Raw genomic sequence first — 26,114 nt, 5'->3', positions numbered from 1 at the left:
GAATAACAACGCGGGCGGTCCGTGCCGCCCGCTGCCTGCCCAGCTCGCCCGGGGACACCTGTAGCGGGCTGCAGGCACACAGATTTCCATTAGCCACGCCCGCAGACGCGGGCCAACGAAGAACTTTGAACCATGGCCACTATCCACGTAGACGGCAAAGAGCTCGAAGTCAACGGCGCAGACAACCTGTTACAGGCGTGTCTGTCGCTCGGCCTCGACATCCCCTATTTCTGCTGGCACCCGGCGCTCGGTAGCGTCGGCGCCTGCCGCCAGTGCGCGGTCAAGCAGTACACCGACGAGAACGACACCCGTGGTCGTATCGTCATGTCCTGCATGACCCCTGCCTCCGATGGCAGCTGGATCTCCATCGAAGACGAAGAAGCCAAGGTATTCCGTGCCAGCGTCGTCGAATGGCTGATGACCAACCACCCGCACGACTGCCCGGTGTGCGAGGAAGGCGGTCACTGCCACCTGCAAGACATGACGGTAATGACCGGCCACAACGAGCGCCGCTACCGTTTCACCAAGCGTACCCACCAGAACCAGGAGCTCGGCCCGTTCATCTCCCACGAGATGAACCGCTGCATCGCCTGCTACCGTTGCGTGCGTTACTACAAGGACTACGCCGGCGGTACCGACCTGGGCGTGTTCGGTGCCCACGACAACGTCTACTTCGGTCGCGTTGAAGACGGCACCCTCGAGAGCGAGTTCTCCGGCAACCTCACCGAGGTCTGCCCGACCGGTGTGTTCACCGACAAGACCCACTCCGAGCGCTACAACCGCAAATGGGACATGCAGTTTGCCCCAAGCATCTGCCATGGCTGCTCCAGCGGTTGCAACATCAGCCCGGGTGAGCGTTACGGCGAACTGCGCCGGATCGAAAACCGCTTCAATGGTTCGGTCAACCAGTACTTCCTCTGCGACCGTGGCCGCTTCGGCTATGGCTACGTCAACCGCACCGACCGTCCACGTCAGCCGCTGCTGGCCGACGGCACCAAGCTGAGCCTGGATGCCGCCCTGGACAAGGCCGCGGACATGCTGCGCGGGCGCAACATCGTCGGTATCGGCTCGCCGCGCGCCAGCCTCGAAAGCAACTATGGCCTGCGCGAGCTGGTCGGCGCCGAGCACTTCTACTCGGGTATGGAAGCCGGTGAGCTGGCCCGCGTGCGCCTGGCCCTGCAAGTACTCAACGACAGCCCGCTGCCGGTCCCGACCCTGCGCGACATGGAAGACCATGACGCGGTATTCGTCCTCGGCGAAGACCTGACCCAGACCGCCGCCCGTGTCGCCCTGGCCCTGCGCCAGTCGGTCAAGGGCAAGGCCGAAGCCATGGCCGATGCCATGCGTGTTCAGCCTTGGCTCGACGCCGCGGTGAAGAACATCGGCCAGCACGCCATGTACCCGCTGTTTATCGCAAGCCTGGCCGAAACCAAGCTCGATGACGTGGCCGAAGAGTGCGTGCACGCAGCGCCGGACGACCTCGCCCGCATCGGTTTTGCCGTGGCTCACGCCATCGACCCGAGCGCGCCAGCCGTCGAAGGCCTGGACGCCGAAGCCCTGGCCCTGGCCAAGCGCATCGCCGACGCCCTGGTTACCGCCAACCGTCCGCTGGTGGTTGCCGGTACCTCGCTGGGCTCCAACGCCCTGATCGAGGCGGCGGCCAACATCGCCAAGGCCCTGAAGCTGCGCGAGAAGAACGGCTCGCTGAGCCTGGTGGTCCCTGAGGCCAACAGCCTCGGCCTGGCCATGCTCGGCGGCGAGTCGATCGATGCCGCCCTGGATGCGGTGATCGAAGGCAAGGCCGACGCCATCGTCGTGATGGAAAACGACCTGTACAGCCGCGTCTGCGCTGCCAAGGTCGACGCTGCCCTGGCCGCTGCCAAAGTAGTCATCGTTGCCGATCACCAGAAGACCGCCACTACCGACCGCGCCCACCTGGTGCTGCCAGCTGCATCGTTTGCCGAAGGCGACGGTACCCTGGTCAGCCAGGAAGGCCGTGCCCAGCGCTTCTTCCAGGTGTTCGACCCTACCTACCTGGACAGCAGCATCCTGGTTCACGAAGGCTGGCGCTGGATGCACGCCCTGCGTGCCACCCTGCTCAACAAGCCGGTCGACTGGACCCAGCTGGATCACGTTACCAACGCCTGCGCCGCTGCCGCGCCGCAACTGACCGGCATCGTCAACGCCGCACCGTCCGCTTCGTTCCGCATCAAGGGCATGAAGCTTGCGCGTGAGCCGCTGCGCTACTCCGGCCGTACTGCCATGCGCGCCGACATCAGCGTGCACGAGCCGCGTACCCCGCAAGACAAAGACTCCGCGTTCGCCTTCTCGATGGAAGGTTACTCGGGTTCGGCCGAACCGCGCTCGCAAGTGCCGTTCGCCTGGTCGCCGGGCTGGAACTCGCCGCAAGCCTGGAACAAGTTCCAGGACGAGGTCGGCGGTCACCTGCGCGCAGGCGACCCGGGCACCCGCCTGATCGAAACCCAGGGTGACAAGCTGAACTGGTTCGCCAGCGTACCGGCGGCCTTCGCCCCGGCCCGTGGCACCTGGCAAGCGGTGCCGTTCTACCACCTGTTCGGCAGCGAAGAGAACTCCTCGCGCGCCGCCCCGGTGCAAGAGCGCATCCCAGCGGCCTACGTGGCCCTGGCCAAGTCCGAAGCCGACCGCCTGGGTGTCAACGACGGCGCCATGCTTAGCCTGACCGTGGCAGGCCAGACCCTGCGTCTGCCGCTGCGCATCAATGAAGAACTGGGCGCAGGCCTGGTTGCCCTGCCGAAAGGCCTGGCCGGCATTCCGCCAGCCATCTTCGGTGCATCCGTCGAAGGCCTGCAGGAGGCAGCACAATGACCTGGTTCACCCCTGAAGTGATCGATGTGATCATCACCGTCATCAAGGCCGTCGTGGTCTTGCTGGCCGTGGTGGTCTGCGGTGCGCTGCTCAGCTTCGTCGAGCGGCGCCTGCTGGGCTGGTGGCAGGACCGTTACGGTCCGAACCGCGTCGGCCCGTTCGGCATGTTCCAGATCGCTGCCGACATGCTGAAGATGTTCTTCAAGGAAGACTGGAACCCGCCCTTCGTCGACAAGGTGATCTTCACCCTGGCGCCGGTGGTGGCCATGAGCGCCTTGCTGATCGCCTTCGCGATCATCCCGATCACCCCGACCTGGGGTGTCGCGGACCTGAACATCGGTGTGCTGTTCTTCTTCGCCATGGCCGGTCTGTCGGTGTACGCCGTACTGTTCGCCGGCTGGTCGTCGAACAACAAGTACGCCCTGCTCGGCAGCCTGCGGGCCTCGGCCCAGACCGTGTCGTACGAAGTGTTCATGGGCCTGGCGCTGATGGGCATCGTTGCCCAGGCTGGCTCGTTCAACATGCGCGACATCGTCGACTACCAGGCCCAGAACCTGTGGTTCATCATTCCGCAGTTCTTCGGTTTCTGCACCTTCTTCATCGCAGGCGTCGCCGTGACTCACCGTCACCCCTTCGACCAGCCGGAAGCGGAACAGGAACTGGCCGATGGTTACCACATTGAATATGCCGGCATGAAGTGGGGCATGTTCTTCGTCGGTGAATACATCGGCATCATCCTGGTCTCGGCGCTGTTGGTGACCCTGTTCTTCGGTGGCTGGCACGGTCCGTTCGGCATCCTGCCGCAGATCCCGTTCATTTGGTTCGCCCTGAAGACCGCGTTCTTCATCATGCTGTTCATCCTGCTGCGCGCCTCGATCCCGCGCCCACGCTATGACCAGGTGATGGACTTCGGCTGGAAGTTCTGCCTGCCGCTGACCCTGATCAATTTGCTGGTGACCGCTGCGCTCGTGTTGCTCAACACGCCAGCTGTTGCGGCCCAGTGAGGATTTGACCCATGTTCAAGTATATTGGCGACATCGTTAAGGGCACAGGCACCCAGCTGCGCAGCCTGGTGATGGTGTTCTCTCACGGTTTTCGCAAACGTGACACCCTGCAATACCCCGAAGAGCCGGTCTACCTGCCGCCACGCTACCGTGGCCGCATCGTCCTGACCCGCGACCCGGATGGCGAAGAGCGCTGTGTAGCGTGCAACCTGTGTGCCGTGGCGTGCCCGGTCGGTTGCATCTCGCTGCAGAAAGCCGAAACAGAAGACGGTCGTTGGTACCCGGAGTTCTTCCGCATCAACTTCTCCCGTTGCATTTTCTGCGGCCTCTGCGAGGAAGCCTGCCCGACCACCGCGATCCAGCTCACGCCGGATTTCGAGATGGCCGAGTTCAAACGTCAGGACCTGGTGTACGAGAAAGAAGATCTGCTGATCTCCGGCCCCGGCAAGAACCCTGACTACAACTTCTACCGTGTTGCAGGTATGGCTGTTGCCGGCAAGCCGAAAGGCGCCGCGCAGAACGAAGCCGAGCCGATCAACGTGAAGAGCTTGCTCCCTTAAGGAAGAAAGATGGAATTCGCTTTCTATTTCGCATCCGGTGTCGCTGTGGTGTCCACCCTTCGGGTGATCACCAACACCAACCCCGTGCACGCCCTGCTCTACCTGATCATTTCGCTGATCTCCGTGGCGATGACCTTCTTCGCCCTCGGCGCTCCGTTCGCCGGTGTTCTGGAAGTGATCGCCTACGCTGGCGCCATCATGGTGCTGTTCGTCTTCGTGGTGATGATGCTCAACCTCGGGCCGGCTTCGGTCGCCCAGGAACGTGGCTGGCTCAAGCCGGGCATCTGGCTTGGCCCGGTGGTGCTTGGCGCACTGCTGCTGGTCGAGCTGCTGTACGTGCTGTTCGCCAGCGAAAGCGGCGGCGGCATTGGCCACACTACCGTTGACGCCAAGGCCGTCGGCATCAGCCTGTATGGTCCTTACCTGCTGGTGGTGGAACTGGCCTCGATGCTGCTGCTTGCCGCAGCAGTGACGGCTTTCCACCTCGGCCGCAACGAGGCGAAGGAGTAATCACATGTCTGCAATTCCTCTCGAGCATGGCCTGGCAGTCGCCGGCATCCTGTTCTGCCTCGGCCTTGTCGGCCTGATGGTGCGCCGCAACATTCTTTTCGTGTTGATGAGCCTGGAAATCATGATGAACGCCTCGGCACTGGCGTTCATTGTCGCCGGTAGCCGTTGGGCGCAGCCGGATGGACAGATCATGTTCATCCTGGTGATCAGCCTGGCAGCCGCCGAGGCCAGTATCGGCCTGGCGATCCTGCTGCAGCTGTATCGCCGCTTCCACACTCTCGACATCGATGCAGCCAGTGAGATGCGCGGATGAACCTTATCTTCCTGACGTTCGTATTCCCCCTGATCGGCTTCCTGCTGCTGTCGTTCTCGCGCGGTCGCTGGTCCGAGAACCTGTCGGCGCTGGTCGGCGTCGGTTCGGTGGGCCTCTCGGCCGCCGTGGCCGCCTACGTGATCTGGCAGTTCAACGTCGCCCCGCCGGATGGCGGCGCGTACAGCCAGCTGCTGTGGCAGTGGATGTCGGTGGACCGCTTTACGCCGAACTTCACCCTGTACGTGGATGGTCTGTCGATCACCATGCTCGGCGTGGTCACCGGTGTGGGCTTTCTGATCCACCTGTTCGCCTCCTGGTACATGCGTGGTGAAGCCGGCTACTCGCGCTTCTTCGCCTACACCAACCTGTTCATTGCCAGCATGTTGTTCCTGGTGCTGGGCGACAACCTGCTGTTCATCTACTTCGGTTGGGAAGGCGTGGGCCTGTGCTCGTACCTGTTGATCGGTTTCTACTACAGCAACCGCAACAACGGTAACGCCGCACTCAAGGCCTTCATCGTTACCCGTATCGGCGACGTGTTCATGGCCATCGGCCTGTTCATCCTGTTCGCCCAGCTCGGCACCCTGAACGTGCAGGAGCTGCTGGTACTGGCACCGCAGAAGTTCCAGGCGGGTGATTTCTGGATGGTCCTGGCGACCCTGATGCTGCTCGGTGGTGCGGTCGGTAAATCCGCCCAGCTGCCGCTGCAGACCTGGCTTGCCGACGCGATGGCCGGCCCTACTCCGGTTTCGGCACTGATCCACGCGGCAACCATGGTGACCGCTGGCGTCTACCTGATTGCCCGTACCCACGGCCTGTTCGCCCTGGCTCCCGACATCCTGCACCTGGTCGGTGTGGTTGGCGGCGTGACCCTGGTGCTGGCCGGTTTTGCCGCCCTGGTACAGACCGACATCAAGCGTATCCTCGCCTACTCGACCATGAGCCAGATCGGCTACATGTTCCTGGCCCTGGGCGTTGGTGCCTGGGAAGGCGCGATCTTCCACCTGATGACCCACGCCTTCTTCAAGGCCCTGCTGTTCCTTGCTTCCGGTGCGGTGATCGTTGCCTGCCACCACGAGCAGAACATCTTCAAGATGGGCGGTCTGTGGAAGAAACTGCCATTGGCGTATGCCAGCTTCATCGTCGGTGGTGCCGCCCTGGCTGCCCTGCCGCTGCTGACCGCAGGCTTCTACTCCAAGGACGAGATCCTCTGGGAAGCCTTTGCCAGCGGCAACAACGGTCTGCTGTACGCCGGCCTGGTCGGTGCCTTCATGACCTCGCTGTACACCTTCCGCCTGATCTTCATCGCCTTCCACGGCGAAGCCAAGACCGAAGCTCACGCCGGCCACGGGATTTCCCACTGGCTGCCGCTGGGCGTGCTGATCGTGCTGTCGACCTTCGTCGGTGCCTGGATTCATCCACCACTGGCGGGCGTGCTGCCGCAGAGCGTCGGCCATGCGGGCGGCGAAGCCAAGCACAGCCTGGAAATCGCCTCGGGCGCCATCGCCATTGCCGGTATCCTGCTGGCCGCGGTGCTGTTCCTGGGCAAGCGTCGCCTGGTCACCGCGATTGCCAGCAGCGGCATCGGTCGCGTGCTGTCGGCCTGGTGGTTCGCCGCCTGGGGCTTCGACTGGATCTACGACAAGCTGTTCGTCAAACCTTACCTGCTGATCGCCCACATCCTGCGCAAGGATCCGGTTGACCGCAGTATTGGCCTGATTCCGCGTATGGCCAAGGGCGGTCATGCCGCCATGAGCAAAACCGAAACCGGTCAGCTGCGCTGGTACACCGCTTCGATCGCCGTAGGTGCCGTGCTTGTGCTCGGTGCCGTTGTAATGGCTGCGGTCTGATATGAACCTTGCGACTTTGCGAAAGGAATTGAGCCCGTCATGATTTTGCCTTGGCTGATCCTGATCCCCTTCATCGGCGGCCTGCTGTGCTGGCTGGGTGAGCGCTTCGGCGCCACCCTGCCACGCTGGATTGCGCTGCTGACCATGTCCCTGCTGCTTGGTATCGGCCTCTGGCTGTGGGCCAACGGGGACTACACCCTGGCCCCTGCACCGGGCGCCGCGCCTGAGTGGGCGGTCGAATTCAAAGTGCTGTGGATCGAGCGCTTCGGCATCAGCCTGCACCTGGCCCTCGACGGCCTGTCGCTGCTGATGATCCTGCTCACCGGCCTGCTGGGTGTGCTTTCGGTACTGTGCTCCTGGAAAGAGATCCAGCGTCACGTCGGCTTCTTCCACCTCAACCTGATGTGGATCCTCGGCGGCGTGGTCGGTGTGTTCCTGGCCCTGGACCTGTTCCTGTTCTTCTTCTTCTGGGAAATGATGCTGGTGCCGATGTATTTCCTCATCGCGCTCTGGGGTCACAGCTCCTCGGACGGCAAGAAGACCCGGATCTACGCCGCGACCAAGTTCTTCATCTTCACCCAGGCCAGCGGCCTGATCATGCTGGTGGCGATCCTTGGCCTGGTCCTGGTCAACTACAGCAACACCGGTGTGATCACCTTCGACTACACCCAGTTGCTCAAGGCCGAACTGCCGGCTGGCACCGAATACCTGCTGATGCTCGGCTTCTTCATCGCCTTCGCGGTCAAGCTGCCGGTGGTACCGTTCCATTCCTGGCTGCCTGACGCTCACGCCCAGGCACCGACCGCAGGTTCCGTCGACCTTGCCGGTATCTTGCTGAAGACCGCGGCCTACGGCCTGCTGCGTTTCGCCCTGCCGCTGTTCCCGAATGCCTCGGCCGAGTTTGCGCCGATCGCCATGACCCTGGGTCTGATCGGGATTTTCTACGGTGCCTTCCTGGCGTTCGCCCAGACCGACATCAAGCGTCTGGTCGCCTTCTCCAGCGTTTCGCACATGGGCTTCGTGTTGATCGGTATCTACTCCGGCAGCCAGCAAGCGCTGCAAGGTGCGGTGATCCAGATGCTGGCTCACGGCCTGTCGGCTGCGGCACTCTTTATCCTCGCCGGCCAGCTGTACGAGCGCCTGCACACCCGTGACATGCGTCAGATGGGTGGCCTGTGGCACCGCATCGCCTACCTGCCGGCCATCAGCCTGTTCTTCGCCGCCGCGTCCCTGGGCCTGCCGGGCACCGGTAACTTCGTTGGCGAATTCCTGATCCTGATCGGTAGCTTTGTCGCTTCGCCATGGGTCACTGTCCTCGCCACTTGCGGCCTGGTGTTCGGTTCGGTGTACTCGCTGATCATGATTCACCGCGCCTACTTCGGCCCGGCCAAATCCGATGAAGTCCTGGCTGGCATGGACACCCGCGAAATGATCATGGTACTGGGCCTGGCTGGCCTGCTGATCCTGCTGGGCATCTACCCGCAGCCGTTCCTGGACACTTCTGCCGCCACCATGAGCGGTGTGCAGCAGTGGTTCGGTACCGCTTTCACTCAACTCGCTTCGGCCCGGTAAGAGCGCTATGGACCTGACGATTCAACACTTTATCGCGCTTGCGCCGCTGCTGATCACCACCATCACCACAGTTGTGGTGATGCTGGCGATCGCTTGGCGGCGCAACCACTCGCAAACCTTCCTGCTGTCTATCGTGGGCCTGAACCTGGCCCTGCTGTCGATCATCCCGGCCCTGAAGGTCGCGCCGCTGGCAGTCACCCCACTGCTGACCATCGACAACTTCGCCTGCCTGTACATGGCGCTGATCCTGGTCGCCACCCTGGCTTGCGTCACCCTCGCCCATGCGTATCTGGGTGATGGCGGCAAGGGCTACCCAGGCAACCGCGAAGAGCTGTACCTGCTGATCCTCATGTCGGCCCTGGGCGGCCTGGTACTGGTCAGCGCGCAGCACCTGGCAGGCCTGTTCATCGGCCTGGAACTGCTGTCGGTACCGGTCTATGGCCTGGTTGCCTATGCCTTCTTCAACAAGCGCTCGCTGGAAGCCGGCATCAAATACATGGTGCTCTCGGCCGCCGGTTCCGCCTTCCTGCTGTTCGGCATGGCGCTGCTGTATGCCGACGCCGGCAGCCTGAGCTTCGACGGCATCGGCAAGGCCCTGGCAACCACCAGCATGCCGAGCATGCTCGCCCAACTGGGCCTGGGCATGATGCTGGTCGGCCTGGCCTTCAAACTGTCGCTGGTGCCGTTCCACCTGTGGACCCCGGACGTCTACGAGGGTGCTCCGGCACCGGTCGCCGCCTTCCTGGCCACCGCCAGCAAGGTTGCCGTGTTCGCCGTCGTGGTGCGCCTGTTCATGCTCTCCCCTGCTGCCAGCAGCGGCGTGCTGACCACCGTACTGTCGATTATCGCTGTCGCCTCGATCCTGATCGGCAACCTGCTGGCGCTGACCCAGAGCAACCTCAAGCGTCTGCTCGGTTACTCCTCGATTGCCCACTTCGGTTACCTGCTGATCGCCCTGGTGGCAAGCAAGGGCCTGGCGGTTGAAGCCATCGGCGTGTACCTGGTCACCTACGTGATCACCAGCCTCGGTGCCTTCGGCGTGATCACCCTGATGTCGTCGCCATACAACGGTCGCGACGCTGACGCCCTGTACGAGTATCGCGGCCTGTTCTGGCGCCGTCCGTACCTGACCGCGGTGCTGACCGTGATGATGCTGTCGCTGGCCGGTATTCCACTGACCGCAGGCTTCATCGGCAAGTTCTACATCATCGCTACCGGCGTCGAGTCGCAGCTGTGGTGGCTGGTCGGTGCCCTGGTGATCGGTAGTGCCATCGGCGTGTTCTACTACCTGCGCGTGATGGTCACCCTGTTCCTGATCGAGCCAAACCTGCGTCGCCACGACGCCCCGCTGAACTGGGAACAGCGCACCGGCGGCGTCATGCTGCTGGCCATCGCCATCCTCGCCTTCGTGCTGGGTGTGTACCCGCAGCCACTGCTGGACATGGTCCAGCATGCAGGCCTGCAACTGATCGGTTGATCGATCAGGCACTGACAAACACCCCGCTTCGGCGGGGTGTTTTGTTTTGGGCCGCTCTGCAACCATCGCTGGCAAGCCAGCTCCCACAGGATTTGGTGATGACCCTGTGGGAGCTGGCTTGCCAGCGATGAGGCCGGTACAGATCGGCGACTGTGCTTCGTCTGATAGTTGCGACGTCAGATACCCGCTCACAGTCCCGGAACCCCCTCGATGCGCCCCACCCTACCCCGCTCCGCCCTCGCCTTGCTGATCTCCTGTGCCGCGTCGGCCCAGGCCGGCGATGGCATCGAACTCGGCCAGGTGCTGATCCAGGAACAGGAACACAGCGAGCTGCAGGACGCTCGCGAACGCCTGCAGCAGGTGCCCGGCGCCAGCAACCTGATCGACATGCAGCGAGTGGAGCAAGGCCGGGTCGCCAGTAACCAGGACGTACTGGCCTACCAGCCGGGGGTGTTCGCCCAGTCGGCCGGCAACGACGGCATCAAGCTGTCGATCCGCGGCTCCGGCATCAACCGCGCCCCCGGCGCCCATGGCTCGGGCGTGTACACGATGTTCGACGGCCTGCCGCTCACCGGCCCCGGCGGCACCCCTTATGAATTGTTCGAACCGCTGTGGCTGAACCGCGCCGAGGTGCTGCGCGGCGCCAACGGTTTCGACAAGGGTTCACTGGCCCTGGGCGGCGCCATCGACTACATCTCCCACACCGGCCGCGACGCCGCACCGCTGCAACTGCGCTACGAGCTCGGCAGCCGCGGCTACGCCAAGCGCCAGATCAGCTCCGGCCAGGTATTGGGTGACCTGGACTACTACGTAGCGCTGACCGATTCGGAATACGACGGCTACCAGGATCACAGCAGCGGCAGCAGCAAGGGCGTCGCCGCCAACGTCGGCTACCGTTTCAACCCGAACCTGGAAACCCGCTTCTACCTGCGCTACCGGGAAACCGAGAACGACCTGGCCGGGCGCCTGACCAAGGATCAGATCAAGCACCATCCGCGTGCGGCCAACCCGGCCTACCTGACACGTGATGACAGCCGTCCGCAGCCGGGCAGTACCTGGCTGGGAAACAAGACCACCTTTTATCTCGATGACGATTCGCAACTGGAAGCAGGCCTTGTCTATCACGACTATCCGATGGATCTGCGTGAAGGCCCGATGCGCCTGAAGGTCGCCTACACCGACGTCAGCGGCACCCTGAATTATCAGCGCCGCCACACCCTGTTCGGACACGCGAGCAAAACCACCATCGGCTGGCGTACCACCAAGCACCTGCCCAACAGCGGTGCTTCGCAATACTCGCGGGTCAATGGGGTATTCGGTGCGAAAACTCGTGACTTCACCTACCAGGGTTCGGACAGCGTCCTGCATGTTGGCAACGAACTGGAACTGATCCCGGACCTGTGGCTGACCAGCGGCCTGGCGGCGATCTACACTCGCCGCGAGAGCGCGGTGACCTATCCGGACAACGGCGGCAAGGTCAGCCAGAGTGACTGGGACTACGCACCGCGCCTGGGCCTGCGCTATGACATCAGCCCGCAGTTGCAGGTCTATGGCAACCTCAGCCGCTCGGTGGAGCCGCCGCACCCGTGGTCGCTGATCTGGAGCTCGACCAGCGCCACGCAACCGATTGAAATGCACAACCAGACCGCCACCACCCTGGAGCTGGGTGCCCGCGGCGAGTCGTCCATCGGTCGCTGGGACCTGGCCTGGTACTACTCGCAGGTGCGCCATGAGCTGCTGGCCGTGGAGATCGTGCAAGGCCAGCCCGCCAAGGAGTTCAACGCCAGCCCAACCGTGCACCAGGGCATCGAGGCGGGCCTCGACAGCCTGCTCTGGGAGCGCGCCGCGGTCGGCAAGCTGTCCCTGCGCCAGGCCTACACCTTCAGCGACTTCCACTACCGCGACGACGATACGTTTGGCGACAACCGTCTGCCGGGCATCCCCATGCACTACTACCAGGCCGAGTTGCGCTTCGACCTGCCCAGCGGCTTGTATGCAGGGATCAACACGCAGATGGCGTCCAAGGTCCAGGTCGACTACGCCAACAGCTACCCGGCCGACGCCTATGCCATTCTCGGCGCCACCCTGGGCTACAACTCGCCGAAACAGGACTGGCAAACCTGGCTCGACCTGCGCAACCTGACCAACAAGCGCTACGCCGCCACCGTTACCCCGGGCTACGACGACAAGGGGGCGGACGCCGCCCGCTCGACCCCGGGCGAAGGCTTCGGCGTCTACGCCGGGGTGTCGTACAGCTTCCGCTAACTGGGCAATTGCACCTGCGGCTTGGTCGAGACGAAGATCGCCCAGCTGGAGATGAACAGCGCGGCGATCAGCGGGCCGATGACAAAGCCATTGAGGCCGAATACCGCCAACCCGCCAAGGGTGGACAGCAGGATCAGGAAATCGGGCATCTTGGTGTCCTTGCCCACCAGGATCGGGCGCAGCACGTTGTCCACCAGGCCGATCACGAACACACCGTAGGCCGTCAGCACAGCGCCTTGCCAGAACGCACCGGTAGCGACGAAATACACCGCCACCGGCGCCCAGACGATCCCCGCGCCCACCGCTGGCAGCAGCGACAGGAAGGTCATCAGTACCCCCCAGATCAGGGCACTGGGGATGTCGAGAATCCAGAAAATGATGCCGCCGAGGGCGCCCTGGGTCACCGCCACCACCAGGTTGCCTTTGACCGTGGCGCGCACCACGCGGTTGAACTTCAGTTGCAGGCGACGCTTCTGCTGCTCGGCCAGCGGCACCGCCGTGCGGATCTTGCGCACCAGCTCGGCGCCATCACGCAAGAAGAAGTACAGCAGGTAGAGCATGACGCCGAAGCTGACCAGAAAATCGAAGGTGCCCTGGCCAAAACTGAAGGCCTGGGAGGCAAAGAACTGGCTGCCCTGCATTGCGCCCTTGGCGATCTTGTCGCGCAGGCCTGCCAGGTCACCCATGCCCATGCGCTCAAGAAAGTTCTGCGCGAAGGCCGGAAGGATGTTCTTGAAACGCTCGATATAACCGGCCAGGTCCAGCTCGCCGCTCTCGATGCTCTTGTACAGCGCAGCGCCTTCCTGCACCAGCAGGGTACTGATGATGATCACCGGCAAGATTGCGATCACCAGACAGATGAACAGAGTCAGCCCGGCCGCCAGGTTGCGCCGCCAGCCCAGGCGCGCCAACAGGCGGCGTTGCAGCGGGGCGAAGACGATACCGAGGATCACCGCCCAGAACACGGCGCCATAGAATGGCAGGAGAATCCAGACAAAGGCGATGGTCACCAGCACCAGCAACGCCAGTAGCGCCTTGTGTTGCATGACGGTTTCGTTCATGTGCGCTCCTTGTACGGTCTATTCGTTAGTGCGCCGGACAGTGGTAAAAGTGCCATTGATGCAGATCAATAAAAAGTCGCCACAAGCGGCGTAGCATCCGCGCCTTTTGCCGCGACCCGATCATGACCCTTCTCGCCAAACCCGAACTGCTCGCCCCCGCCGGCTCGCTGAAGAACATGCGCTACGCCTTCGCCTACGGCGCCGATGCCGTGTATGCCGGGCAGCCGCGCTACAGCCTGCGCGTGCGCAACAATGAATTCGATCACGCCAACCTCGCGCTGGGCATCAAGGAAGCCCAGGCGCAGGGCAAGCGCTTCTACGTGGTGGTCAACATTGCCCCGCACAACGCCAAGCTCAAGACCTTCTTGAAGGACCTGGCGCCGGTGATCGACATGGCCCCGGATGCGTTGATCATGTCCGACCCCGGCCTGATCATGCTGGTGCGCCAGCACTTCCCGCACATGCCGATCCACCTGTCGGTGCAGGCCAACACGGTGAACTGGGCCAGCGTCGAGTTCTGGCGCAGCCAGGGCCTTACCCGGGTGATCCTGTCGCGCGAGCTGTCGCTGGAAGAGATCGAGGAGATTCGCCAGCAAGTGCCGCAGATGGAGCTCGAGGTGTTCGTCCACGGTGCCCTGTGCATGGCCTACTCCGGCCGCTGCCTGTTATCGGGCTACCTCAACCGCCGCGATGCCAACCAGGGCAGTTGCACCAACGCTTGCCGCTGGCAGTACAAGGCCACTGCGGCCCGCGAGAATGTCACCGGCGAAATCGTTCGCGAGGTAGAACCGACCCTGGGGCTCGGCGCCCCCACCGAGCAGGTGTTCGTGCTGCAGGAAAGCAACCGCCCCGATGAAGACATGCCAGCCTTCGAAGACGAGCACGGCACCTACATCATGAACGCCAAGGACCTGCGGGCGGTGCAGCATGTCGAGCGGCTGGCGCGCATGGGCGTGCATTCGCTGAAGATCGAGGGCCGGACCAAGTCGCACTTCTACTGTGCACGCACCGCCCAGGTGTATCGCCAGGCCATCGATGACGCGGCAGCCGGGCGCGCGTTCGACCGCAACCTGATGCTCAACCTCGAATCACTGGCCCAGCGCGGCTATACCGAAGGCTTCCTGCGCCGGCATGTGCATGACGAATATCAGAACTACCAACGCGGCAACTCGGTGTCCGAGCGCCAGCAATTCGTTGGCGAGCTAAGTGGCGAGCGGGTCAATGGCCTGGCAGAGGTGCGGGTGAAGAACCGCTTTGCGGTGGGTGATCATCTGGAACTGATGACGCCCAAAGGTAACTACCACTTCGACCTGCATCAGTTGCGTGATCGCCAGGGCGGCGCAATCGAGGTGGCGCCGGGGGATGGGCATACGGTGTACCTGCCAATCCCTGAGCAGGTCGATCTGGCCTTCGGCTTGCTGCTCAGGGATTTGATTCATTGAATCAAGGCGCAGACTTCGCCAGCGCCGCCCCCTCAACCTCGTGAATCACCTGCAAGCGATACTGCGGATCGGCCTTGATCTGCGCCTCGGTGAACGGAATCACCTGCCACTGCTTGGCCGAAAACGCCCGGGTCTGGTCGCCGGCATGGGCCGAGCCCGCTTCACTGGACTCGGAGAACGCCAGCATCCCTTGGGCATGCGGCCCTTGGTCATCGAAGGTCACCAGTTGCAAGTAGCTGGTGCCGCTGACCACCAGGCGTTTGTCCGGCGCGACCGGTACGCTCTGGATCGCGTTGTACACCCCAAGGCTCGCCGGACCGCCATGTATCGGCGTGCCATCGGCAGCCTGCTGGATCTGCCCCCAGCGCGCGTCCTCGGCGAACCCGGCCTTGGTCACTTCAGCGATTGAAGCCAGGGCTGCCTCACGCAAGGCGTTGGCCACGTCGGCCTGATCAACTGCCAGCCCCCGCGGTGTGTGCAGCGGGTCGGCGGCATCGAAACCGACCCGCCAGATATCCTTGCGTCCCTGCAACGCCTGCATGATGCGCTGAAAGTGCACCAGGCCAAGACCACTGTCGAGGTTGGCGCGTTGGTCCCAGGCCTTGAGGCTGGCACACAGCACACTGAGCTGGGCATCGGCCGCTTGCCCGGCGCACCACTTGAGCAGGTCGGGCATGACCAGTTCGGCGAGATAAACCTGGTTATCCATGACCATCTGCTGCAGGTCCGCCTGGCTGATCTTGCCCTTCTCGCTCAGGCTCGCCAGGCGCTGCAAGGCAAAGCGGCTGCGCGAGCCCAGGGGTTGCCCCTCGCGGCTGATCAACGGCGAGTAGCCCTGCAACGGTTTGGCCGGGTTGACCATCCAGGCCGAGTCGTTGGAATGCTGGACGAAGTCGCTACGGCTCAGGCTCGGCTGCAGCTGCGCAGGGAAGATACCCGCCTGCGCGGCACGCGGGTCGATCTTCCAGTTGCAGGCACTGCGCGAGCCGTCGAGCACGATCATTTCCTGGCCGGCAGCCGGGTCGCTGCACTGGGTCAGCAGAGCGGCGTCGACGTACGGTACCACCGACTGGTTCAGGTACAACGCCTGGCCCTTGGCGTCCACCGCCAGGGTGTTGACCCAAGGGATGCCCTGCAGGCGCTGTAACGAAGCCTGCAGGCCTTTCAGGCTGTCGGCGCGGTTCAGCGCATCCCACTGTTGCAGCACCCGGGTGTTGTCGAGGTTGGCGTCACGCAGGCTGAAGGCGTACTGCCTGTTCCAGTCCAGGCGCCCCGGCCACTGCACGATCGGGCCGAACACCGAGCTGTAAACGTCGCGGGTCACCGGCTTGAGCTGGCCGTCCTCGCCCTTGACCGTCACGCTCAGGCGCTGGTGGGTCAAGGCCAGCGACTTGCCGTCGAGCAGGTAGCGGGTCGGGTCCTTGGGGTCCAGCTCCAGCCGGTACAGGGTGAAATGCTTGGAGGTGTCGACCGTGTGGGTCCAGGCCAGATGGCGGTTGAAACCGATATTGATCAGCGGCAACCCAGGCAAGGCTGCGCCCATGACATCGAGCGTGCCCGGCAGGGTCAGCTGCATCTGATAAAAACGCATGCCGCCAGCCCAGGGAAAGTGCGGGTTGGCCAGCAGCATGCCGCGGCCATTGAACGAGCGCTCGGCACCGATGGCCAGCGCATTGCTGCCACGCTCGACGGCAAACTGTTCCTGGCGTGCCTGGGCAACGCTGAGGTCGGGGCGCAGCTGGGCGACGACATTCGGCGGCGTTGCCCCGGCCAGGGCTTCGGCAAACTGGCCGACGCCGCCTTCGACCAGCAAGCGGCGGGTCAGCTTGACCAGGTCGAGGGGGGTGATCGGCCGCAGCCACTCAGCCTGCAGGCATTGCGCGCCCTGCCCCTGGGCCTTGAGCTCGGCCAGCGCGCGGTTGTAGCCCTTGGCATAGCCTTCAAGCCGTGCGCGCATGGCCGCCGGTTGCGCCTGCCAGAAGCCGAACACGGCGGTTGGCGTGTTCAGCCAATTGAAGAACAGGTCGCTTGGCAGGTTTTCGCGCTGCTCGAAGGTGCGCTGCCCGGGGCCGAAGTAACGCGAACGCTCGCCATTGACGGTGACCACTTCGTTCGCCAGCAGGCACAGGTTGTCCTGTGCATAGGCATAGCCAATGCCGTAGCCCAGGCCCTGTTCGTCCTTGGCCAGAATATGCGGCACACCAAAACTGGTCCGGCGGATCTGGGCAGACGCATCGCCCGCGACTACGCGCGCCTGGGCGGGAAGGCTGAGGCCGGCGAGCAGCCCGACCACACAGAGGGTTGCAAAAGGACGAGGTTTGATCACGCGTACTCCGGCTCAATCAGGGGAAAGGTCACTCTGACTGAACGAATTTCTGCGTGAAAATTTACTGGATTGGCCCGGTCAAAACGTCATTTGAGGGTGAGCTTGCAGTTTTTTTTTGTCAGGTACTGCAGTTTTGCCGCGCTCATTCGTCTTATAGGTATAGGCAAGCACTTTTGCTTATCTGGACAGACCATGAAATGGAGCATTCACATGTACAACCAGCAACATTCAGCGGCAATAGCTGAGCCTGGACGCACAAATAACCAACCTGTGGCTGAAAATACCGAAGCCGGCGAAAATGAACGCCCCGGCAATGAGCACATCCGCGAATTGCTCAAGGCCTTTGGCCTGCGCACCAGCCTGATTCGCCTGAAGGTCATCGATGCCTTGCACATGGCCGATCGCAACGGTCGCAGCATTGGTGTACGCGGTGTGCACAGCCAGCTCGAACAGCTGGATATCCCCCTGTCATTCCTCAGCGTTCGCGAAGTACTCAAGCGCTTGTGCGCCGAAGGCGTCATCAGCCTTGGCAGCGACAAGTGCTACAGCCTCAATCCCCAGGCCCGTGCCGTGCTGGAGCAAGCCAGCTCACGTTGAGCGACCGGCCGGCCCATAGCCGGCCGCGCTTAAACCCTCAGGGTTTGACCTTGCGGCGCATGACGCCATTGATCACCACCACTGCCACCGCCACACCGATGGCGATGTACTGGAACACCTGCTCGCTGATCGTCCCCTGTTTTTGCAGGTAGGACAGTCCGAGCATGATCCCCAGCACCAGCAGGGAGATCAGGATGGAGTATTTCAGGCGTTGACCTTGCGTCATTGGTAGTTCCTTGCGACATCGGCGAAAAGGCCCGAAGCGGGCCGTGCGCATGATACAACGTCCCCCGCCGGTCAGCGGACAATTTCCCGCTTCTGTTGTCGCCGCCCCGTCGCCACCATGGTGTCCCGGGCTGATGCCCAGACGAACGGAAGCTCACCATGTTGATGCGAACACTGCTGGGCAGCCTGCTGCTCCTGGGCGCCGCGCTCAAGGTTCAGGCCTTGCCCACCGAAAATCAGCCTCAGGCGCTGCTCCTGACACTCGGCGCCGAACTGGCCAACAACGCCGGCAGTAGCCAATGGCAACAGCTGTGGCAGCGGACCCGACAAGCCGGCCACCTGGGCACAGGCACCGCCACGACGCACTTCACCGTACCCCAGGCACAGCTTGCGCAACTGGTGGCACACGCCCTGGCGACAGCCGATCAAGCCCAGCCACTGAAACAGACCCAGGTCCTGTATCGCCGGGATTTTCACCCCAGCGTCATCGGCAAGGCCTCGGCCCGGGAATTTACCGCCCTGTGCGTATGGGTCGACTGGCGCAGCTTTCCCCTCCACGGCGTTACCCGTCCAGCCAGTTTCCTGGGCCAAGTCAGCCTGCTACTGGCGCGCCCGTGCGAATGAGCATGGGTCGGCCAATCAGGTCGAGTCAAAACTCTCGCATGTGCCAGCAATCAAGGCCCTGCGCGATGCCCTGAACCCCATTCCCACCGGGGTGAGCCTAACAACCTACAAACCGCGTGCAAAAAGGCCACCCTAACCGCCCCACTTGCTGCCTAGCCTGCTTTCTTCATGCTGGCCGAAAATTCAGTTCAAGCCGGTCAGGTGCGAAATGGCCTGAAATGGCTCGAGCCGCTTGGCACGGATGCTCAAGCATCTGGGTGCCAAACCATCGCCTACAAGGAAGTCATCATGGAACTGAGCGAACTGAACCGTATTGATGTCGCGCAACTGCCCCACTCGCTGCAGATGCTGATCGAGTGCCTGGGTATCGAGAATGCCTACAACCTTACCTGTGCCTTTGGTGGGCGCCCCAAGTACATCCCCAAGCATCGAGAGCGCACCGCCCTGGCACAGATCCTTCCCGCCCCGGCGCTGGATGCGCTGATCCGGCGCTTCGCCGGCATGGCCCTGGAAATCCCCAAGGTCGACCATTTCCTGCGCCAACTGCGCAATCAACAGATCCAGCAAGAAAGTGCCGATGGCCAGTCTCGTAGCATGCTGGCCAACAAGTACGGCTTAAGCCTGCGCCAGATCGGCAACATCCGTCGTCAGGAAGCTTGTCCGCGCTGAGTACGGCAAACATGAACCCCAATACTGCACACAAGGTGTGGACCCACGATAAGGAAATCACCCATGGCAACAATCGACAACGATCTGATCGGTTCGGTCATGAACTCCCTGCCCCTGGACCGGATGATTGCCGGACCGCTGCAGGCAATGGTCCAGGCACAGGTAGCCGCTAGCCAGTCCTACGCCGACTTCCTCATGGGTGTCTGTGTCGAGAATGGCAAAGCAGTTGCCATCGAGTTCAACTACGACGAAACCGTCACCGATGAGCAGGGGGCGGCCAAGGGAACCGTTTCCAAAACCATGCGCATCCCGCTGATGGCGGCGATCGCCCACCCCAACATTGTCATCGAAGAAGGTAACGTCGAGTTCGAAGTGACCATCAGCCAACAGGCTGAATCCAGTCGCGAAACCGCAGGCGAAGCGAGTACCGCTGCCTCCTTCGGCTTCGGCAAGTTCAAGATGGAGCTCAAAGGCCAGGTCAGCCACAAGTCGACACAAACCCGCAAGACCGATACCCGTGCGCGCTATGCCTTCAATACCAAAATACGCCGCCAGGAGCCGCCGGAGGCACTGATGCGGGTAATTGATGCCCTCACCGAAGCCGCCAGCAAACCGGTTGCAAGCCCCAGCTGACAGCCACCGTCCCAGCGTAGGGTAGCTGAGCGCACCCCTTCGCCACTGGCCCCTTCCACGGGAGGGGGCTTCAGCTAAAAAATCCCAGGAGTGCCCACCGCTTGGACCCTCGCCCGCCAAACAACGCACCCATCATCGCCAGCGACCTGTGCGATATCACTCGCGGCCTGCAGGAAGCCGCCGCAGCCACCAACAACCTGATTGCCCAGCAGTACATCAAGCTGTTCGACCAGTATTTCGACTATGACGCCGAGGCACTGGGCACGCCGATGAAAGCCAAGATGGTCGAAGTGGCGATGGACGATCAGCACACGATGCAGATCCCGCTGATCGCACTGGTGTCACCGCGTGGGCTGGCACTGGAGCGCATGCAGGTCGACCTGTCTTGGCGGATTCAAAACACCGAAACCACCGAGGCCTGCGAGAGCCTGCAACGCGAGCGCTTCTATGTAACGGTCGGCGGCCAGAGCAAACGCAATGGCGAAGCACCGCGCGACCCCGATGAAGTGCAGATCCGTATGCAGTTCCAGGCCTGTGAACCACCGGAAGCGCTGAACCGGCTGATCGAGGAGTACACCAAACTGATTACCCCGCTTCGCTTGTCCACCCCTGTCCAGCCCACGGACGACAGCAACGAGTTCATCGAAGCGGCGACCGTGCGCTGACACTACTGGCCTCTAGAAGTCGCGCTTGTAGAAGATATCCAGGGAGCTGGCCAGACCACTGGCCGCCTCCAGGTAGACTTTCTTGCTGAGCTTGTAACGCAGGGCAATGGTGTTGGCCGGCTCGAACACCCCAACGCCGTAACGCAGGCTCAAACGCTCGGTCAGGTTACCGCTGGCGACTACCGCAGTGCTATTGCCGCTGCCCTGGGTGTCGAGCTGGAAGTCATCGATACCCAGGCTCGAGGCCAGGCTGCCGGTGATCCCGGCGCTGCCTGCCAGGCCCAGGCCGAGCGCGGCTTCAGCGAGCATGTTGTTGTCTTCCCCGGTAGTACCCAATGGCCGCCCGAGCACCAGGTAGGACAACGCCTGCTCCTGGCTCATGGCCGGCTCCGAGAACACCTGGGTGGTGGGCTGTTCGGCACTGCCGCTCAAGCGGATACCGGCAATCACATCATCGGTCTTGCGAATGGCCTCGATGTCCAGGTAAGGCTGGTCGATGGGGCCGGCAAACAGCAAGCGCGCGCGGCGGATGGTCAGGCGTTGGCCATAGGCGCGGTAGCGGCCGTCGGCCAGGCTCAGTTCGCCGCGGGTATCGAGGTTGTCACCGATGTGCACGTGCCCCAGCAGGTTGGCGGTCAGGCCGAAGCCGCTGAACGAGAGTTTTTCCTGACCGACCTGGACGTCGATATCCATGGCCATGGCCATCGGCGGTTTGCCCTCCTCGGTCTGATGACCAAGGATCACCGTATCGTCGGAAACCTTGACCGTGGACGGCGGTAACTCACGCACGGTGATTTTGCCCTTGGGTACCCGCACCTTGCCGGTCACCGCGAGCTTGTCGTCAATCAGGCTGATTTTCAGGTCCGGAGCGACTTCCAGTGCCGCATAGGGCTCAACATTGACCGGCAGCTGCTGGCCCTGCAGCGCCAGGTTGACAGTCAGTGCCTGGCCCCAGCCAATCTGCCCGTTCAGGCTGCCCTGGCCAGCATCACCGCTTTTCCAGCGGCCGTTGAGCTGGACCTGTTCGCCAGCGATCAGTGCCTGCAATTGCAGATCCTCAAGGCTGATCGGCAGCTCCGAGCCGCTGATTTCGCCACGCGCAAGGTTCAGGCTGCCATTGACCTGGGGCGCCAGCAAAGTGCCGGACAGGCGCCCGCTGCCGTTGAGCTGGCCATTCAAGCGTTCGACCATCGGCGCGAACGGGCGGCCAATGGCCAGGTCCAGGCCACTGAGGCGGAAGTCACCGCTCAGGGGTTTGTTTTTGGCCAGCGGATCAAGCCGGGTATTGACCGCCAGCTCGCCGAGCTTGTCGCCCAGGAAATCCAGACGGGTGTCGATGCGTCGCGGGCCCAGGGTGCTTTGCAGGCGCAGGGTCTGGTAGGGGAAGTCCAGCCAGCGGTCCTTTTCGCGCACCCGCAGGGTACCGCCGCTGGCATCGATGAGGACAGTGCCCTTGGGCCCGCTGGCCGGAACATCGAGGTTGATGTCGGCATTGAGCAGGCCCTGCCAGGCAAAGTCCTTGGGCAGCCACTGCGCCAGGCTTTGCAACGGGAACTGCTTGAGGTGGTAGCGCAGGCGCGGCTCGGGCGCCAGACGCTGATCTTCGCCACACAGGCTGGCCTGGCCGGAACGCCAGCAATGGGCGCTGAAATCCACTTGCCCACTGGCCAGGCGCTGCAGTTTCGCCGGTGCCTGCAGGCGCCAGTCCTGGCCGCCGGCCTGGATTTCACCACTGGCCAGGCGACCGCGCCAGTTGCCCTTGTCCAGTTGCCCGTCCAGGCCCAGGTCCAGCTTGAGCTGCGGCCCGTCCAGGGCCAGTTGCAGCTTTTGCTGGCGAATGTCACCTGCCCCCTTGGCGGTGAGCATGCCAAGGGGGGTGTCACCCAGGCGAATGCCGCCGGCCTGCAGGTCGATAAGCGTGCGTTGCGCGTTGTCCAGACGCGCATCCAGGCTCAGGCGCTGTACACGGTTGTCGGCCTGGGCCAATTGCTGGCCCTGCAGAACGAAGCTGCCCTGGGGCGCCTGCAAGGTTCCGGTAACCTCCAGCCGCCCTTTGACCTGGCCTTGCAACTGCGGCCAGAGTTGGCCCAGGCGCGGCAGGTTGAGATCGATCTGCCCGGCCAGACGCTGTTGCAGGCTGCCGCTGCCATTGATCTGGTTGTCGCCCAGGCGGATGTCCAGGGTGCCCAGGGTCCATTGCTGCCCTGCCCCTTGTGCCACCGCCTTGAGTACGGCGGGCTGGCCGCGCAGGCGGCCCTTGAGGTCAAGGTCGGCATCCAGGCGCAACTCGCCGTTTTTCATTTCACCCTTGCTGCGCAACGGGCCCGCCAGGGTGCCGGGCAATTCGGCCAGCCAGTACGCCGGGTTCAGCGCCGACAGCTCCAGCGCCGCATCCCAGGCCAGGCCATCGGCAAACTGCACGCCGACACTGCCGGCGGCCTTGCCCTGGCCGGCACTGAGCAACAATTGCGGCAAGCTGACCTGCTTGAGGTCGCCCTTGAACGGGCTGCTCAGGCTGAAGGCGCCGGCCGGGCCGTCCAGGTCACCTTTGAACTCGCCCTGGTAGTTGCCATCACGGTACTGCACCTGGCCGTTGAAGCGGCGCAGGGTAACGTCGGGCGTTTGCTCCAGCGGATACAGGCGCAACCAGGGGAAATCCAGCCAGTCGATGCTGGCTTCAGCACTCAGGCCTTGCTGCCAGTCGGCCTTGGCCTTGAGCTTGAGCGCCTGCTCGGCGCTGGCGCTGAGGTCCAGGGTGCTGAGCTCGGCACCTTTGGCATCGACCCGGCCTTGCAGATTGAGCGCCACCGGCCCCTGCTCGGCGGGCAGGCTGGCTGAACCCAGCAACTGATAGCCGCTTTGCAGGTTACCCTTGGCGCTCAGTTGCAGCGTGTTCAGTTGCAGGGTGTCAGGCAGCTCGGCCGAGGGTTTGAAGGCCTCGCTGCTGATCTGCAGGTGCGCCGGCAGGTTGTCGGCCAGGGCTTGCAGCTCGCCGGACAGGCGCGCGTGCAGGTAACCGCTGCTGTCAGCCTTGAGCCTGAGGGTTTTCTGCAGGTCGCCGTCCACCTGCAATGCCAGTTGCCAGGGCTGTCCGTCGACACTCGGCAACTGCAGTTGCCCCTTGGCCTGCAACGGCCAATCGGCTTCGGGCTTGAGCAACCCCTGCAGGTTCAGCTTGAGCTCATCGCGCTGCAGTTGCAGGCTGTCGATCTGCAGCCCGCCCGAGGTCCAATGCGCGGCCAGTTGCAATTGGCTGAGCTGTTCATTGCCGTCCAGGCGCAGATGGCCGATACGCACCTGGCCCAACTCGATGGCCACGGGTAGCTTGAGTGCCGGCAGTTGCAACGGCCCGCTATCAGGCTTCGGCTCGCCGGGTGCGAAGGCCAGGTTGACCTGATCGGCTTGCAACTGTTCGATGCACAGGGTCATGCGCAGCAGGCAGGCCGGCGACCAGGCCAGTACCGGCGCCACCAACTCGACCCGATCGCCGCCTTGTGCCCACAGCAAGCGCTCGGCCTGCCACTGCCCGGCCAGACGCCCCTGGAAGTTATCCAGCTGCAGCCCCGGCACCTGCTCCAAGGCCCAGCGGCTGCCGGCCTGGGTACCAAGCACCAGGCCCACACCCAGCACCACCAGCATGAGCAAGGCCAGCAGGCCAAGAACGATGAATTTGATAACGCGACTCACAGTTCCGGCCCCATGGAGAAGTGCAGACGCAAACCGCCGTCGTCATCCAGCGCGCGGGCCAGATCCAGACGCAGCGGCCCGACCGGAGACACCCAGCGCACACCGATACCGACACCGGTCTTGAGGCTGGGCAGTTCCAGATTATTGAATGAATTGCCCTGGTCGATGAAGGTCGCCACCCGCCACTTTTCTGCAACCGAATACTGGTACTCGGCACTGCCGGCCACCAGGTAACGGCCGCCAATACGATCGCCGTCGGAGTTTTTCGGTGACAGGGTCTGGTAGTCGTAGCCTCGCACGCTCTGGTCGCCACCGGCAAAGAAGCGCAACGAGGGCGGAACCGAATTCTTGTAGCTGTTGGTGGCGCTGCCGCCGAACTGCACACGGCCGAGAAAGCGATGATTCTGGCCCAGGGTGGTCAGGCCCTTGAGCAGCACATTGGCATGCAGCAGGTTGGTGTCGGAGACCAGTCCCTGCTTGGCCGCCTGCACATCGAACTGCAGGCGATAGCCATTGTGCGGGTCGATGCGATTATCGCTGCGCAGGTAGGAATAGCTGATGCCGGGCATCAGCAGGTTGCTCAGGCCCGAATCGTCACCGAGCTTGTACTCTTCGCGCTGGTACTTGAGCGAAATGACCCGCTGCCAGCCGCTGGGCAGCTTGCTGTGCCATTCCGGGCCGACCGTGAGCAGCTTGCTCAAGGTATCGGTGCCGGCGATTTCTTCGTTCTGGTAACCACCGGCAAAACGCAGTTTGTCGGTCAGCGGCGGGTCGAGCGGGATGTCGTACCACAGGCCGACGTTCTGCCGTGGCGCCGACAGTTCGGTTTCCCAGCCGTAGCTGTGACCTTGCGGGTTGACCCAGTGGCGAGTCCAGTTGGCCTTGCCGCGCGGCCCGACGTCGGTCGAAAAACCCAGGCCCAGGCCCATGGTCCGCGGTTTGCGGGTGTCGAGCTGAACGGCCACCGGGATGCTCTGCTCGATAGCGGCAGTGGGCGCGGCATCGACCCGTACGCCTTCGAAGTAGCCGCTCGACTGCAGGGCATTGTTGAGCTCGGCGATCAGCTCGGAATCGTAGGGCGTGTCAGCCTTGAACGGCACCATGCGGTGCAGCAGGTCTTCATCGAGCGGCGTATCGCCAGCAAAGCTGACCTTGCCCAGGCGGTAGCGCGGACCACTGTCGTAGATCAGCTCGATATCGGCAACGCCAGCCTGGGGGTCGACCGCCAGGCGCTGGCGGACGAAGCGGCCACTGAAAAACCCGTAGCGCGAGGCCTGGTTCTGGATCAGGCGCTTGGCGTCTTCGTAGTGGCCATGGTTGAGCACCGCGCCTGAGCGCAACGCCTTGCTGTCGGGAATGCGGAAGGCCTTGAGTTCACTGGCCGGGCCATCGATGCGAATGGTCACATCACGCAAGTGCACCGGCTCGCCTGGGTCGATCGTCAATACCAGCTGCGGGCCCTTGTCGGCCTTGGCCGGCGGTTTGACCTCGCTGTCGATCTGCGCCTGGTAATAGCCCAGGGCCTGGGAGGCCTTGCGTGCCTGCTCGACTGCGCCGCGACTGAAGCGCAGCAGCGCCTCTTCATCGCGTTTACCAAGGCTGCCGATATAGCCTTCGACATTGGCCTTGAGTTCGTTATTGGCAGGTTTGACCCGGACAACCAGCTCGCTTTGCGCATACGCGCCGATGCTGGCAACCCATAGAATCAAACCGCAGGTAAATCGTCCTGAATACGTCATAGGCGCGGATGCTACCAGAGCTTGGCGGCAGCATGGAGCCCGAGGTTT

At 63.2% G+C, this 26,114-nt stretch carries 20 protein-coding genes; 15 read left to right on the top strand and 5 right to left on the bottom strand.

Annotated features, from left to right (window positions below; all coding sequences use genetic code 11):
* Positions 1 to 132 precede the first annotated feature (132 nt).
* From nuoG to PspR32_RS09280, 9 genes are all read left to right on the top strand, one after another.
* Positions 133 to 2,847: an NADH-quinone oxidoreductase subunit NuoG gene (gene nuoG, locus PspR32_RS09320; protein WP_010220404.1), complete on the top strand. Its 2,715-nt coding sequence runs from the start codon at positions 133 to 135 to the stop codon at positions 2,845 to 2,847.
* Positions 2,844 to 3,851 (top strand): NADH-quinone oxidoreductase subunit NuoH, encoded by a 1,008-nt coding sequence (gene nuoH / locus PspR32_RS09315; protein ID WP_036994526.1) that lies wholly within the window; start codon positions 2,844 to 2,846, stop codon positions 3,849 to 3,851. Before nuoG ends, nuoH begins: the two co-directional genes overlap by 4 nt.
* An 11-nt stretch (positions 3,852 to 3,862) precedes the next feature.
* Entirely contained in the window at positions 3,863 to 4,411 is a 549-nt protein-coding gene (gene nuoI, locus PspR32_RS09310) for an NADH-quinone oxidoreductase subunit NuoI (protein ID WP_009400993.1), read from the top strand.
* A gap of 9 nt (positions 4,412 to 4,420) precedes the next feature.
* On the top strand, positions 4,421 to 4,921 hold the full coding sequence (gene nuoJ / locus PspR32_RS09305) for an NADH-quinone oxidoreductase subunit J (protein WP_010220408.1): 501 nt from the start codon (positions 4,421 to 4,423) through the stop codon (positions 4,919 to 4,921).
* Positions 4,922 to 4,925: 4 nt separating this feature from the next.
* On the top strand, positions 4,926 to 5,234 hold the full coding sequence (gene nuoK / locus PspR32_RS09300; protein WP_010220409.1) for an NADH-quinone oxidoreductase subunit NuoK: 309 nt from the start codon (positions 4,926 to 4,928) through the stop codon (positions 5,232 to 5,234).
* A complete protein-coding gene (gene nuoL / locus PspR32_RS09295) occupies positions 5,231 to 7,084 on the top strand; it encodes an NADH-quinone oxidoreductase subunit L (RefSeq protein WP_010220411.1) in 1,854 nt (617 codons plus the stop codon). Before nuoK ends, nuoL begins: the two co-directional genes overlap by 4 nt.
* Before the next feature lie 39 nt (positions 7,085 to 7,123).
* The gene (nuoM, locus tag PspR32_RS09290) at positions 7,124 to 8,656 is read left to right on the top strand and encodes an NADH-quinone oxidoreductase subunit M (protein WP_010220412.1); all 1,533 of its coding nucleotides are present in this window, start codon (positions 7,124 to 7,126) and stop codon (positions 8,654 to 8,656) included.
* A 7-nt stretch (positions 8,657 to 8,663) separates the two neighbouring features.
* Positions 8,664 to 10,133, top strand: a complete 1,470-nt coding sequence (nuoN, locus tag PspR32_RS09285; RefSeq protein WP_010220413.1) for an NADH-quinone oxidoreductase subunit NuoN — start codon at positions 8,664 to 8,666, stop codon at positions 10,131 to 10,133.
* 210 nt (positions 10,134 to 10,343) lie between these two features.
* Entirely contained in the window at positions 10,344 to 12,398 is a 2,055-nt protein-coding gene (locus tag PspR32_RS09280) for a TonB-dependent receptor family protein (protein WP_159388343.1), read from the top strand.
* On the opposite strand, the gene PspR32_RS09275 is transcribed toward PspR32_RS09280, so the two are convergent.
* Positions 12,395 to 13,459, bottom strand: coding sequence for an AI-2E family transporter (locus PspR32_RS09275; protein ID WP_010220415.1), 1,065 nt, complete (start codon positions 13,457 to 13,459; stop codon positions 12,395 to 12,397). The genes PspR32_RS09280 and PspR32_RS09275 overlap by 4 nt on opposite strands.
* A 122-nt stretch (positions 13,460 to 13,581) precedes the next feature.
* On the opposite strand from PspR32_RS09275, the gene trhP reads away from it, so the two are divergent.
* The gene (gene trhP, locus PspR32_RS09270) at positions 13,582 to 14,901 is read left to right on the top strand and encodes a prephenate-dependent tRNA uridine(34) hydroxylase TrhP (RefSeq protein ID WP_010220416.1); all 1,320 of its coding nucleotides are present in this window, start codon (positions 13,582 to 13,584) and stop codon (positions 14,899 to 14,901) included.
* Between the two features lies 1 nt (position 14,902).
* Here trhP and pvdQ read toward each other — a convergent pair whose 3' ends face one another.
* A complete protein-coding gene (gene pvdQ, locus PspR32_RS09265; RefSeq protein ID WP_159388342.1) occupies positions 14,903 to 17,227 on the bottom strand; it encodes a bifunctional acylase PvdQ in 2,325 nt (774 codons plus the stop codon).
* Positions 17,228 to 17,437: 210 nt separating this feature from the next.
* Between pvdQ and PspR32_RS09260 the strand changes: the two genes are divergently transcribed.
* Positions 17,438 to 17,824, top strand: coding sequence for a fe2+ zn2+ uptake regulation protein (locus tag PspR32_RS09260; RefSeq protein WP_026001149.1), 387 nt, complete (start codon positions 17,438 to 17,440; stop codon positions 17,822 to 17,824).
* 37 nt (positions 17,825 to 17,861) lie between these two features.
* On the opposite strand, the gene PspR32_RS09255 is transcribed toward PspR32_RS09260, so the two are convergent.
* Complete coding sequence (locus PspR32_RS09255; RefSeq protein WP_010220419.1) at positions 17,862 to 18,050, bottom strand: hypothetical protein; 189 nt, start codon at positions 18,048 to 18,050, stop codon at positions 17,862 to 17,864.
* Positions 18,051 to 18,208: 158 nt separating this feature from the next.
* Between PspR32_RS09255 and PspR32_RS09250 the strand changes: the two genes are divergently transcribed.
* The 4 genes from PspR32_RS09250 (at position 18,209) to PspR32_RS09235 (ending at position 20,640) form a co-directional block, all read left to right on the top strand.
* Complete coding sequence (locus PspR32_RS09250) at positions 18,209 to 18,673, top strand: hypothetical protein (RefSeq protein ID WP_036994521.1); 465 nt, start codon at positions 18,209 to 18,211, stop codon at positions 18,671 to 18,673.
* A gap of 288 nt (positions 18,674 to 18,961) precedes the next feature.
* Positions 18,962 to 19,342 (top strand): Mor transcription activator family protein, encoded by a 381-nt coding sequence (locus PspR32_RS09245; RefSeq protein ID WP_010220421.1) that lies wholly within the window; start codon positions 18,962 to 18,964, stop codon positions 19,340 to 19,342.
* A gap of 63 nt (positions 19,343 to 19,405) precedes the next feature.
* Positions 19,406 to 19,975: a DUF2589 domain-containing protein gene (locus PspR32_RS09240; RefSeq protein ID WP_010220422.1), complete on the top strand. Its 570-nt coding sequence runs from the start codon at positions 19,406 to 19,408 to the stop codon at positions 19,973 to 19,975.
* Positions 19,976 to 20,076: 101 nt separating this feature from the next.
* A complete protein-coding gene (locus tag PspR32_RS09235; protein ID WP_442967000.1) occupies positions 20,077 to 20,640 on the top strand; it encodes a DUF2589 domain-containing protein in 564 nt (187 codons plus the stop codon).
* A gap of 12 nt (positions 20,641 to 20,652) precedes the next feature.
* Here the strand turns inward: PspR32_RS09235 and PspR32_RS09230 are convergent, their stop codons facing one another.
* Both PspR32_RS09230 and PspR32_RS09225 read right to left on the bottom strand, forming a co-directional pair.
* A complete protein-coding gene (locus PspR32_RS09230) occupies positions 20,653 to 24,327 on the bottom strand; it encodes a translocation/assembly module TamB domain-containing protein (RefSeq protein ID WP_159388341.1) in 3,675 nt (1,224 codons plus the stop codon).
* Positions 24,324 to 26,066: an autotransporter assembly complex protein TamA gene (locus PspR32_RS09225; protein ID WP_010220425.1), complete on the bottom strand. Its 1,743-nt coding sequence runs from the start codon at positions 26,064 to 26,066 to the stop codon at positions 24,324 to 24,326. The genes PspR32_RS09230 and PspR32_RS09225 overlap by 4 nt, the downstream gene beginning before the upstream one ends.
* Between the last annotated feature and the right edge of the window lie 48 nt (positions 26,067 to 26,114).

Origin of the sequence: Pseudomonas sp. R32 (assembly GCF_009866705.1) — a bacterium.
Taxonomy (GTDB): domain Bacteria; phylum Pseudomonadota; class Gammaproteobacteria; order Pseudomonadales; family Pseudomonadaceae; genus Aquipseudomonas; species Aquipseudomonas donghuensis.
The sequence above is the reverse complement of the archived record's forward strand: the minus strand, read 5'-3'. Positions and strand labels throughout refer to the sequence as shown.

Bases quoted from the DNA above. Each gene is read 5' to 3' on its own strand.
- nuoG (WP_010220404.1), top strand. From the start codon at position 133: ATGGCCACTATCCACGTAGACGGCAAAGAGCTCGAAGTCAACGGCGCA.
- nuoH (WP_036994526.1), top strand. From the start codon at position 2,844: ATGACCTGGTTCACCCCTGAAGTGATCGATGTGATCATCACCGTCATC.
- nuoI (WP_009400993.1), top strand. From the start codon at position 3,863: ATGTTCAAGTATATTGGCGACATCGTTAAGGGCACAGGCACCCAGCTG.
- nuoJ (WP_010220408.1), top strand. From the start codon at position 4,421: ATGGAATTCGCTTTCTATTTCGCATCCGGTGTCGCTGTGGTGTCCACC.
- nuoK (WP_010220409.1), top strand. From the start codon at position 4,926: ATGTCTGCAATTCCTCTCGAGCATGGCCTGGCAGTCGCCGGCATCCTG.
- nuoL (WP_010220411.1), top strand. From the start codon at position 5,231: ATGAACCTTATCTTCCTGACGTTCGTATTCCCCCTGATCGGCTTCCTG.
- nuoM (WP_010220412.1), top strand. From the start codon at position 7,124: ATGATTTTGCCTTGGCTGATCCTGATCCCCTTCATCGGCGGCCTGCTG.
- nuoN (WP_010220413.1), top strand. From the start codon at position 8,664: ATGGACCTGACGATTCAACACTTTATCGCGCTTGCGCCGCTGCTGATC.
- PspR32_RS09280 (WP_159388343.1), top strand. From the start codon at position 10,344: ATGCGCCCCACCCTACCCCGCTCCGCCCTCGCCTTGCTGATCTCCTGT.
- PspR32_RS09275 (WP_010220415.1), bottom strand. From the start codon at position 13,459: ATGAACGAAACCGTCATGCAACACAAGGCGCTACTGGCGTTGCTGGTG.
- trhP (WP_010220416.1), top strand. From the start codon at position 13,582: ATGACCCTTCTCGCCAAACCCGAACTGCTCGCCCCCGCCGGCTCGCTG.
- PspR32_RS09260 (WP_026001149.1), top strand. From the start codon at position 17,438: ATGTACAACCAGCAACATTCAGCGGCAATAGCTGAGCCTGGACGCACA.
- PspR32_RS09255 (WP_010220419.1), bottom strand. From the start codon at position 18,050: ATGACGCAAGGTCAACGCCTGAAATACTCCATCCTGATCTCCCTGCTG.
- PspR32_RS09250 (WP_036994521.1), top strand. From the start codon at position 18,209: ATGTTGATGCGAACACTGCTGGGCAGCCTGCTGCTCCTGGGCGCCGCG.
- PspR32_RS09245 (WP_010220421.1), top strand. From the start codon at position 18,962: ATGGAACTGAGCGAACTGAACCGTATTGATGTCGCGCAACTGCCCCAC.
- PspR32_RS09240 (WP_010220422.1), top strand. From the start codon at position 19,406: ATGGCAACAATCGACAACGATCTGATCGGTTCGGTCATGAACTCCCTG.
- PspR32_RS09225 (WP_010220425.1), bottom strand. From the start codon at position 26,066: ATGACGTATTCAGGACGATTTACCTGCGGTTTGATTCTATGGGTTGCC.